Annotated in this window: 1 protein-coding gene; it reads left to right on the forward strand. The window is 63.3% G+C overall.

What is annotated here, in order from left to right; translation table 11 throughout:
* Positions 1 to 305, forward strand: a 305-nt coding sequence (locus tag AC1DNF_RS35875; RefSeq protein ID WP_478153705.1) for a 2-oxo acid dehydrogenase subunit E2, incomplete at both ends; no start/stop codon positions are given.

Here is a 305-nt window from a genome sequence, read left to right on the forward strand (position 1 = left end):
TTCAACACCAGCCTGGACGGCGATCAGCTTGTCTACAAGCAGTACTTCCACGTCGGCTTCGCGGCCGACACGCCCAATGGCCTCGTGGTTCCGGTGCTCAGGGATGCCGACAAGAAGGGCATCCTGCAGATCAGCCAGGAGATGGGGGAACTCGCGAAGAAGGCGCGGGACGGCAAGCTCGGTTCGGCCGACATGACCGGCGGCTGCTTCTCGATCAGCTCCCTCGGCGGGATCGGCGGCACGCATTTCACGCCGATCATCAATGCGCCGGAGGTTGCGATCCTGGGTCTGTCGAAGAGCGCGAT

The sequence above is a fragment of the Variovorax sp. 01T432 genome, from assembly GCF_056398605.1.